Origin of the sequence: Limosilactobacillus caccae, assembly GCF_900156885.1 — a bacterium.
Taxonomy (GTDB): domain Bacteria; phylum Bacillota; class Bacilli; order Lactobacillales; family Lactobacillaceae; genus Limosilactobacillus; species Limosilactobacillus caccae.
Window position 1 is genome coordinate 750,027 of sequence record NZ_FTOY01000011.1, and the last position, 10,984, is coordinate 761,010.

The window sequence follows — 10,984 nt, forward strand, 5'->3', positions numbered from 1 at the left end:
ATCACCCCTTAATAATACTTTTTATTAAATCTTTCATTTGCGTGTCTTTTAATGCTTCGGTTAGCATGGTTACAAAAGTTGAGCCATCAGAACCCCAAGAAACACGTTCAGCTTTATGGTCCATATAAGACTTCGCCTCTTCAACTTCATCTCGTGTAGCACGAGTTTGTTCAATTTTTCTGCACCGATCGTTAACACTATCAATCCGGCCGCTGAGCTTATTATCCGCACTATCACGGTCTCGAACCTCATTGTTAACTTTTTTATCTAAATCATTGATAGCTTGCTCAATAGCTTCAAAATTCTCAACCATCTGCTCTCTAAATAATTTGCCACTATTCATTGAGAGGTCATCTGTATGTAACTCTTTCAAAAAATCATCACCTTTCAAGAATAACTATTTTCACTTCAAACTACCCCAATCCGTCACTCTATAACCTAGGTTTACCTGGGCCCGTGATACGTATGCTTTACCCGAACCGGAAACATCGAAAATTAATCTTCCTTTAGTAGTGCCGGCTGGAATTTTAATGTTGACTGTGCCGGCAGATTGCCAAGCGCCGTTATTGACGATATAGACAACATTCGACTTGCCGGCAGAACTGCCATCGCTCTTTAAGAATTCAACATAAGTAGTGGCAGAAATTGAATTATCAGTCACACTTAACTTAGCCATGAGACGACTTGAGATGGAGGAGACACCGTTGAGATTAAATTCATTGCTTCTGAGAGTGCCTTGTTCAATCTCGATTACTGGACTATCATTATATTTTTCGCTGGAAGCAGTTCCGCCGGTCATCGTAGTTACTAAATTATGCTGACCATTTTGCATCCAGTAAATATTCTGGTCCACAGCCTCCATATTCTTATCTGTCTCTTTCTTATCATTTACGACTTGCGTTAATGATTTAGATTGCTGATCCATGCTATTTGCTAATCCACTAATCCGAAGTCGTTGTTCTTCAAGAGCTTCTTGCAGGCGTTTAGCTTTCTGGTTTTGATAATCTAAAATAGTCGTTTTTGAATTATTTAACGTAATCTGGTTATCCTGTCCCTTGGCTTCCGGATAAATCGTATAGCCAACAGTTTTATAACTACCTGAATATTTATCACGCGCAAGCACCCTTAGAATTTCACCAGCAACAGGTATAAATGAATTTCCCTGGAGTGTAACTTCAATATTTAAATCCGGATCAGGTTTGAGAGTAGTTAAGGCATATTTACGCATTGCATCTGCATCTTGAAATCTTTCATCAACAAGATCAGGTCCAGGATGTTCTCCCCATTCGTCAATTGACTTTTGATCAACTACCATAAACGGTTGGAAGTAATACTCTTCTTGTGATTCTGTAGTTGTATCATTTCCGACAGTATCATTAGTTTCTTTACCACCGATACCATCACGAATAACTTGTAAGGGATCAAGCCACGTTCCATCATTTGACCAGGCACTTTTCAAGGCAGTCATTAAATTCTTTTGCTTAGTAATTCCAATATGAAGATGGCTAGTATCACGGTGGCCAATAACATCCCCCGTTTTAACTTCTTGCCCAACTTGAACAGTAATATCGCCTCGATTCAAAAATGCTTCCTGGTAGCAAATTAAATAATCATTCGACACAATAGTTATATAGTTTTCCAATCCAGCAATATATCCAATATCCTGGACTTTCCCACCATGAATCGCATGAACATCGCGCCCAGGATGATCGACAGAACCAAAATCAAGGCCATCATGAAAACCATTAGTTCGCCCTACTCCATCTTGAGGGTGTGTTCCAAAAGTTTGCCCCAATGAAAAATGACCTTCTCCAACATCTGGAAAAGGCCATCCCCACGAATTAGGTGGTGAAATGATCAATTTATCTTTCGTAATTGGAGCGCCATGTGGACTCCAACCAGTAACACCGTTAATTTGTCCTAGTGCATTAGGAATATTGAAAAACGCAACTAATGTATCAAAGCCATGTTTAACATTAGTATATGGTTCTCGACAATAATAATTAAAAGTCTGTTGCTTAAATTGAAGTAATCCAAGTGCTGGTCCTGTACCGTCTCCATCTGGGTCAGCTCCAGGTTGTTGAGCATCTTGCCGGCCGCTTGATTCATGTTGAATTTGTGCCCGTAAAACATTAAGTTGCTGAGCATTCGGTTTTATTCCATAAAGACTAGCAGCATACTGAATAACTGGTGTCCAATCACCATTAACTGGCTCAGTTGGCCCATTAGCATTAGTTCCACCTGTTCCAGTATAAACAGTGTGCTGAACTTCATGCTTACCACCCACACAACGAATCATATTAATAATTGATTGACTGTCCCGAGTAGTTTTAACTGACTTTGCATCCCTGGGAAAATCAATTACTCGGCCATTATCCTTATAGAACTCATCTTCTGAATAAACTCGTATCTTCTTGTTATCCGGATATATAACTGCACTTGGCCATAACTCAGTAATCTTACTAAGCATCTCTTTACCACTGCCGCTATCGAACTTAGAAGTTGACTGCTTATCAAAATTACCATGAACTTCATAGCTAAAACCTAGCTTATTGCCATCAATCCATGCCTTTAGTAAGTCCTCAACTCCATACGACTGATCTTTACTAGCATTGCTATCCTGATTGTTATTTAAGGTAAGGTCACTTCGTTTATAAATTCGACTAATCTCATTATAGACATGCCAAGCAGTGATATTTTTCGTATTAGTATCAAAGTTTTCAACACAATTTTTTACAATATATTCCTGTCCCTCAAGCACAATCGAACTTTCAACATCTAATGGATCATACAATGCTGAATCGTAATCAAATACTGAAAAAGTCAATTGAAAGGTCGAATTCTTAGACCACTCGCTTTGCATTGTTGGCCAGAGAATAATGTCTCCGATTGGCTCCTTAGTTGTCTCTTTATGAGGTGTCATCAATACTAAACTAATTGTCCTCACCTCCTAACCAAGATACATAAATGGGAAACTGAATGTAATTTCCAAATCATCTGCACCAGTAACTTCAAAGTCATTCTTTCCAGGCGCTAAAGTAATATACCCATAATCGGTATTGGCACTGTCTGGGTTATTATTCTTAAATGTTCGCCGTCCCTTTAGCAAGAGAGTATCGTTTCCAGATAGATTTTGATTGTACGTCCAAGAAGTATTAGTAGTTGTATTCTTTACTGTGAATTTTCCACCATTATGCTTAATAGTAATTTTTAGATCATGACGCTGTTCAACAGGATCGATTGTAATATCACTATCGTTAAGGATAGAAAACTTATTCTGGCCTTTGAAATGGTATGAAGGAGTTTCCTCATCCATGTTCATATTCAAGTCTAAGAAATCCTCATCTTTCATCTCATCCGTATGCAATTTACTAAATCGCATTCCGCTTGGATTTTCAAAAGGCACTTCAAACGTACAATAGTTAACTTCTTCTGGTTCGCTTTTAATCTCAAAGGAACTAGCCCGACAGTAACGGACAATATCCGGCTCAACTCCTGTTCTTAACCTAAAGATTCCTTTTTGTGCAAAAACGCGATAAATCTCATGCTTTGCCATCTTAAAATCTTTTCGATCAAAGAACTGCAATAAGAACTTAGCGGTGATCGTCGTTTGGCCATAACGGGAATAACTCCAAATTTGACCATCTTGTTGGGAATCATCACGATAATTATTAATAACACTAGGCGATTCAGTTAAGCCAAGAAAAGTTAAGTGGTCAGTAATATCTGTGCTGGCCACTTCTTTTTGATCATCAATTTTAATGTAAAGAATGTTTACAGCGATTACGACCACCTCCTAAAGATGCTGATTATCAAATAATGCTTGATCAGTTCCTTCAATCCCATAAAACTGGTTCTTATCAAAGGCACCGGCTTTAATTGCAGAAAGTTGAGCTGCGTTTAAGCCCAGCATTGTCCCAAAGCGGTTGAGCATCTGGTCCATCCGGTCTAACATCTCTTTTTGCATTCCGTTATTACTTTGGCCACCGTTATTGTAATTATTTACAACTTGGGTGCTTTGCATATTAGGCTTGAAGTTAGTTAATACAGAAACAGCATCATCAGTACCATTAGCATATTGTGGTAAGTGCTTAAACATCTTAGCAGTATCGCTAGCTTTAACAACTTTTGTTCCTCGTGGTGCTGGAAAGACTACATTACGCCCATAAGGAATAAATGGTGTTTCACCTGGGAATTGAACTAACTCACGAAAGACGGGGCCAGGTTGATCATTAACTTCCATCAATCCACCTTTATGGTAATTAGTTCCCTGAGCATGCTTTGATTTATGAAAAATAACATTAACTGTTTTCTCAATAGTATTAGGTATACTCATAAAATTATGGATTGCATCAAGTGCTGTTTTAATTGGCCCAGAAGCTTTATCATTAGCTTTTGCAATTTTTGCTGGTCCCGTATTTGATCCAGCAAAAGCATTTACACCATTGCGAGCACTATACATTGGTCCAGAGGCACTATCAATTCCTTGTGCATTTTTAGGACTACCTGGGTTTGAGTTAGCAAATACATTAACACCACCAGTAGCATTTCTCATTGGTCCACTAGCATTATCAACGGCTAAAGCATTTTTAGGAGCGCCAGGGTTAGCACGTTGCCAAGCAAGAATTGCATCATTAGCAGCCTTTAAGTTTCCACTGGCTCTATCTTCTGCAACAATTTGCTTAACTGCACTTGCTGGCATTCCTTTCCAAAGATTGTACTTTGAAATTAATTCCCCTAATTGGCCGGAACCTTTGGCATTAACAATGGCTTCTTGTTGTTTAGGCGATAATCGATTCCATCGTCCGATCTTATTCAAAGCATCCATTACATCAGCAGTTCCTTTAGTTGTTACTAATGCTTGCTGTTGCTTAAATGTAAGATTATTCCATTGGTTAGCCTGTACTAATGCATCAACTAATTGTGGTGTCCCCTTAGCGTCAATAATCGCTTCCTGTTGTTTTAAGGTTAAATTATTCCACTGTCCGGAACTTTGTAATGCTTCATAAATTGGCTTAGTTGCCTTATTGGTAATTACTGCTTCCTGTTGCTTCAATGACAAAGAATTCCATGCACCTGATTCAAGCAGAATGTCGGCCATTTCTTGTTTACCCTTAGCTTTAACAATAGCTTCCTTGGTTTGAAGATCAAGGTCATTCCATTCACCAGACTTTTCTAATGCTTGAACAATTGTTTCACTAAAACCATCCTTCAACCAAGCCTTTTGTTCTTTCCAGGACATTTTGTCCCATTTACCATTTTCAATAAGAGCAGCAGCCACCATTTGTTGGGCATTGGTACTTAACTTTCCTTCCTTTTTAAGTAGCTTGATTTGGTTCCATTGGTCTTTAGAATTAACAGCTTTGTTAACCTCTTCTTGAGCGTTCGTACGGACCTTACCAGTTTTAGGGTCGAAAACTAAGTCGTTCCACATATCAGCCGCCTTTTTTGCTTTTCCACCTAACTTTGTGGTATCAACAGCTAAACTTTTAAGATTTGTTTCAGCGGCTTTAGTCTGTCGTTTAATTTCATCAACACCGTCAGAATAACTAAGCCCCATGCTTTTAAGATCATCTTTTATTAACTTGGTACTCTCACCATTGGCACGCGCTAAACGAATATATTCAGCCGCTGCTTTATCGGTATAATCAGTCAATGCTTTTTTATTAGCTTTCATACCTGCCTTATATAAAGCAGTACCCTTACCATAACGCTTAGCTAAAATATCTGACTGTTTTTTATACTGCTCCTGCATATCAGCTGTTTCACTTGTTATGTCGCCTAAAGCATTTGACCGCTGTTGTAGTGACATATGCTTTATATCATTATTTAGAACAGCCATTGCTTTAGCACGTTTATCTCCACTTAATTTCAAAACTTTCATTTCGTCATTAAGCATTGCTTGCTGATTATTTTTCAGCATAACTCTTTGGCTATCATCTAGTTCTGAAATTTTTTTATTGTGATTGGATAAAATTGTTTGAACCTTCTGATTAGCGCTATCCGCATCTTGTACATAGGCATTATATTGATCTTTTTCTTTCTTCAATTCTTTATCAATCGCTGAAGAAACATCAGGAGATAAGCCCTTCTCAGCTTTTTTTGCATTGCTGAAGTGCTCTTTAGCGCTATTTTCAATATTAGAAAATTCTTTATCAAAATCATCAGCCAGCTTCTTAGTTGAAGTGGATGCAGCAACATCCATATCCGTAAGGGTTGCTTGAATACCTTGAGATGTAGATTTCATTTTACTTAAGGCTTTATCAGCAACTGCTCCAACATCAGAACCCCAACGGTTAGTCCGTTGAGCAGATGCAACAGCTTTCTTTCCCCATAGCTCCCAAACGGTAATTCCGCCAGCAATTGCTAAAGTAGCAACCCCGGCAACTGCAGCAATAGTCCCTAATGATGCACCGGCAACCGCAGTAGCAGCACCTGCTTCACCTGCAGCTACACTTGTTCCTCTTAAGGCAACGGTTGCAGCACCAACGCCATTAGCTGCCTGAACTGCACGACCACCGGCACCTGTCATAGTTGTTCCAAACTTAGTAGCTTGAAAGGTTGATTTTGAAAAAGCTGAACCGATTACATCTAAGCTACTGGCACCAAGCTTTGCAGCTGTCACTGCACGACCAATCCCTGCATTGAATTTCATAAATCCAAGCGCCGTTTTTCCAACACCACTGCTAAGCTTACCTAGAATTAAGAATAATGGTCCAGCACCAGCAGTAAATAGAGTAATTCCAACAATTGCTTTCTGCACTGCTGGTGAAAGTTCACCAAAGCTATGAGCAAGCTTAGAAACATCTTGAACCAGTGGAATAACTGCAGGTAGAACATATTTAGCCATATCCATTCCAGCATTAGTTAAAGACTCTTTAAAAATCGCTAATTGTGCTTTAGGAGATTTAAGATTCTTTTGTGATAAATCACCAATATAATCTCGCTTAGTTGCATTCTGAACTTCCTTATTTAATTCTTTCAGCCGGTTAGCATTTTCAGTTAAAATTGCACCAGCCTGTTGACCAGTCGTTCCGAATAAGGCATGAAAAATGTCATTCTTTTCATCACCAGTTTTACCCTTCATATGGCTATTTAATGTCTTAAAGATAGCTGACATCGACTTCAGCTTCCCGCTCTTTGTCAAAAAGTCTTTAGTCGTTAAGTTAATACTTGCTAAGGCTTTTTGACCGTTTGCAGTTGGCGTAACTAATGAATTAATAACCTTCCGTAATCCAGTGCCAGCTTTATCAGCTTCAAGACCGTTATTAGAAAGAATACCCATTGCGCTAGCAGTTTCAGATAAAGTAAATCCTGCTTGGTGAGCGGTTGAACCAACATAAGACATCCCCACACCTAGTGATTGAAAATCAGTTGAAGTTGCGTCGGCAGCATAGGCCAATTCATTTAACGTCTTAGTAGATCGTCGTTGCATGACTGCAGCGTTCTTGATCGGTCGGCCGGCCTTGTCGGTTGCCAAGCCGAATGATTCCATCGTTTGAGAGGCAACATTGATTACATCATTGAAATCATCCCCGGTGGCCACGGATGCCTTAAGCTCATTCCGCATGACTCCGATTGCCGCTTTAGAGGTGTAACCACGTTTTACCAAGTCTTGGTACCCAGCGGCGATCTTTTGCTGACTAACACCATACTCGTCAGAATACTTCCGTGCATCCGCGGTCATCTTCTTATAGGCATAGTTAGTTTCAGCGGCAGATTCTCCAGAGGTCCGGATAACATTTTTAGTCTTGAGCATCTGATCTTGGAAATCAACTAACTTCTTTGCAGAATAAACTAATCCCGCTGCAATTGGAGCTGTTAAATAAGTCGACATCCCACGGCCAATACCTGACATTTTAGAACCAATACTAGTAGTTACATTACCAAAGTGTTGTGCGCGATTTGCTAATTGTGTCCACTTGTTCGATTGTAATTCAATATCGCGATTAAGTGCCTGCATTCTTCCTTGAAGTCGTTGGATATCCGCAGACGTTTTAGCATACTGTTTAGCGGCATTTGACCGCGCCACTTCGCTATTTTTCATGTTGTCCATTATTCTTTTGGACTGTTGCAGTTGTGCGTTATAGTTACGCATTTGCTGACTCATCGTTGCGTACGTGGCTCGCATATTATTAATACTATTACTTGAACCTTTAATCGCTGCCTCTTGGGCTCGTAGAGCATTGGCTGTCGCTTTGATCTGTGACTTTAACACCTTTGCCCTTGCCGTAAACGGATCAATATCCAAACTAACAGTTGCTGCCAAATGTCCTAATGATTGAGCCATTATTCAACCTCCTTCCTTTTCCTAGAACAAGAATGGGAATGCTTTATCAATAGTTGTCTGTTTTTCTTCAAAGACATAATCCATTAATTTCAAATCAGCAAGTGTGAGCTTACTAATTTCATTCCACGTATAACCTTGACTGATTTGATTCTTAATAAAATCGCTGAGACTCTTGATTGAATCATCAATCATCTCAACGGTTATTTTTTTGCTGACTTTTTGGCTTTATTATCTTCTTCCGCATTGTAGCCAAGTGTTAAATTAACCGCTGTAACCATTTGATTAAAACCGTCAACAGCGCTAACACCTTTCAAGATGTCATCTTTGGTTAAACCTTGTCCCCAGAAACGTGAAGCAAATTCAGCATAGAGGTCCATTCGTTTAGTATTTTGCTCATCCGTTGGACCTTTATCTCCACCAAACATTTCAGTTTCAAGTCGTTGAATTTTTAATGCGTCTAGCAAATTCTCCAACATTGGCGGACGTTTCCGTTCATAGTCGGAATCCTTACCTTCTAGTTGAACTTTTAATTTTAATGGCATTCCTATCTCCTCCTTATCGTCTCACTTAACTCGTCTCTGTCCAATTAATTATTTATCCGTGATCAACAACAGTTCCTGACTTAGTACCATCTGCATCAGTTGGAGGAACTACTGGAGCGGTTTCCCCAAAGACCATTTTATGGAACTTAGTAAAATCAAATCCCTCATTATCTTCCCGACCGATTAAAAGAATGGTTCCAGTATCTGCATCCCCACGCGGAACAAAATTACCTTCGATTTCATCGGCCTCTGGGTCTGGTGCCCCATCTTGGGTTTTAGTAGAAATACCAGGTAGAGAGAACATTCCCTTGGTTAAACCAACCCAGCAATGTTTTCCATTAGAAAGCTTTGTCCGGAACATTGTGGCCACATAATTTGGCACAAGGTTCTTAGTATAAACTTCTGTACCATCTTGAATATCAATCCCATAGAAATCTTTCTTCATTTGGGAATCAACATCATAAATATTGATTGTCTCCTTAGCTTCCGTAATTCCACCAGATAGAACCAAATATGGTCCATCATCAGCGGCTAACGTTTTTAATTCATTAGTTAGCTCAAGCTTCACTTCGCTTAATCCACTAATTTTACGGGTATCTTTAATTTTTTCATTTTCATCTAGTACCCCATATTCAAAATTAGAGGCCCCAAACTTAGCAACTTTTGCATTTGGTGTTCCCATTAAATATCATTCCTTTCTTCAAACCCTTCAAAGTTGGCCGTAACCATTATGCAATTATCCAAGTCCGGATCCGGATAAGAATTCTTGTAGTAACGTTCAAAGCCATGACTGTGGAGGATTTCATATATTCGTTCTTGAATATCCATTAGCCGGTCATCATTCTCTTCACGAATCCAAAAATCAACTTGTACACGTGGGTATTCAAAAAAGCGAGCATCGTCACTATAGATCGCATCATCCCCAGGTATGGGAGTAATCCGAATCCACGGTGCTGAACTCGCTTTAATAAATGGATCATCAGGCGTACTAGTAAAAATTGGAACATATGATAATTTATCTTGTCGCAACTCATCCATCATTGTGACTAAGCGTTCATCATTCGTCAGATAATCGGCTACTTGTATCTCCGGAGTTTTCATACTTTCAAGTCCTCAATATATTTAGCAAGTATCTCTTTTTTAGATTGTGCCCGTGCTTTTTCAATAAAGTGCTGTGGATGTTGCTTAGAAGTTCCTGCATTAGGAAAGTGAGCAATCCAACCTTTTTCTTTGTCATAACCAACATCCATTGAATAATCACCATCACTAGTTTTCAAATTACCGTGTTTGGTATGTTCAGCTAAGGGGGTCATATTAGAGTGATCACCACTCTTTGCAACTGGAGTAACTTCTTTTAATTTTTCTTGAAAGACTTTAGCACCATCACGGGTTGCTTTTCGTGCTTTCTTTTCTTCCGTCTTTTCAAGTTTATTTAAGTTAGCAATTAACTCTGTTTCACCGGTCACTGCCATTTTGGATAACCTCCTGGGCAGTAATTTTAGTTAGATCTCGCTTTGCATAATCAGGATCCATCCCCGTGATTTTATACCATTTTCCTCGCCAGTTAATTAACCAATTCGATTGAATTTCCTTACGAGTTTTGAAGGCAATCAAAAACGTGGGTGATTCTTTTCTGAACCCCACGTTTGAACTGTTTTGGACAAATTCACGGACTGACAGCTTAGGAACTTCTGACCACACGGTAAATTCCTTAATTTTCTGATCCTTGATTGGTCGATGGGTTTCCGGATTGATCCCCATTTGAACTGAGTAAAATGTTATCCGTTCCGTCATGTTCCGTAGTTTCATCGGTATTCACCTCACTACTTATTTGATTGATAAGTCCATCAATTCCTGATGAAAGAACTGGCCGGTAACTATCTGCAGTAATTCCTCGTTCATAGAAGTCCTCTTTCACCTGCTTCATGAGAGCAATTTTGAATCGCGGTTCGTCAGAGTAGTCAGCAGGCTTACTCTCCCATTTAATTGCCCTTGCAATCATCAATGCGGCAGCATCAACAATTATTTTAAGAATTTCATCATCAAAGTCCTGGTCAATTTTGCAGTAGTTTTTTAGATTGGCAAAGAATTGTTCATCACTCGAGAAAGTGTGGTCTGTTTCCATCCTACTCACCTAGCTTTGCTAACAGTT

Annotated in this window: 10 protein-coding genes; all 10 read right to left on the reverse strand. The window is 39.3% G+C overall.

What is annotated here, in order from left to right; all coding sequences use genetic code 11:
- Position 1 precedes the first annotated feature (1 nt).
- The gene (locus CZ502_RS09605; protein ID WP_143457289.1) at positions 2-373 is read right to left on the reverse strand and encodes a hypothetical protein; all 372 of its coding nucleotides are present in this window, start codon (positions 371-373) and stop codon (positions 2-4) included.
- A gap of 30 nt (positions 374-403) precedes the next feature.
- Positions 404-2,923, reverse strand: coding sequence for a phage tail protein (locus CZ502_RS09610; RefSeq protein WP_076461996.1), 2,520 nt, complete (start codon positions 2,921-2,923; stop codon positions 404-406).
- 27 nt (positions 2,924-2,950) lie between these two features.
- Entirely contained in the window at positions 2,951-3,793 is an 843-nt protein-coding gene (locus CZ502_RS09615; RefSeq protein WP_076461998.1) for a phage tail domain-containing protein, read from the reverse strand.
- Between the two features lie 3 nt (positions 3,794-3,796).
- Positions 3,797-8,290, reverse strand: coding sequence for a phage tail tape measure protein (locus tag CZ502_RS09620; protein WP_076462000.1), 4,494 nt, complete (start codon positions 8,288-8,290; stop codon positions 3,797-3,799).
- A 200-nt stretch (positions 8,291-8,490) separates the two neighbouring features.
- On the reverse strand, positions 8,491-8,832 hold the full coding sequence (gene gpG, locus CZ502_RS09625; RefSeq protein WP_076462002.1) for a phage tail assembly chaperone G: 342 nt from the start codon (positions 8,830-8,832) through the stop codon (positions 8,491-8,493).
- A 52-nt stretch (positions 8,833-8,884) separates the two neighbouring features.
- Entirely contained in the window at positions 8,885-9,514 is a 630-nt protein-coding gene (locus CZ502_RS09630) for a major tail protein (protein ID WP_076462004.1), read from the reverse strand.
- Positions 9,514-9,933: a hypothetical protein gene (locus tag CZ502_RS09635; protein ID WP_076462008.1), complete on the reverse strand. Its 420-nt coding sequence runs from the start codon at positions 9,931-9,933 to the stop codon at positions 9,514-9,516. The genes CZ502_RS09630 and CZ502_RS09635 overlap by 1 nt, the downstream gene beginning before the upstream one ends.
- Entirely contained in the window at positions 9,930-10,304 is a 375-nt protein-coding gene (locus tag CZ502_RS09640) for an HK97-gp10 family putative phage morphogenesis protein (protein ID WP_076462010.1), read from the reverse strand. The genes CZ502_RS09635 and CZ502_RS09640 overlap by 4 nt, the downstream gene beginning before the upstream one ends.
- A complete protein-coding gene (locus CZ502_RS09645) occupies positions 10,288-10,641 on the reverse strand; it encodes a phage head completion protein (RefSeq protein ID WP_076462012.1) in 354 nt (117 codons plus the stop codon). Before CZ502_RS09645 ends, CZ502_RS09640 begins: the two co-directional genes overlap by 17 nt.
- Positions 10,544-10,957 (reverse strand): head-tail connector protein, encoded by a 414-nt coding sequence (locus tag CZ502_RS09650; RefSeq protein WP_076462014.1) that lies wholly within the window; start codon positions 10,955-10,957, stop codon positions 10,544-10,546. The genes CZ502_RS09645 and CZ502_RS09650 overlap by 98 nt, the downstream gene beginning before the upstream one ends.
- Positions 10,958-10,984: the final 27 nt, after the last annotated feature.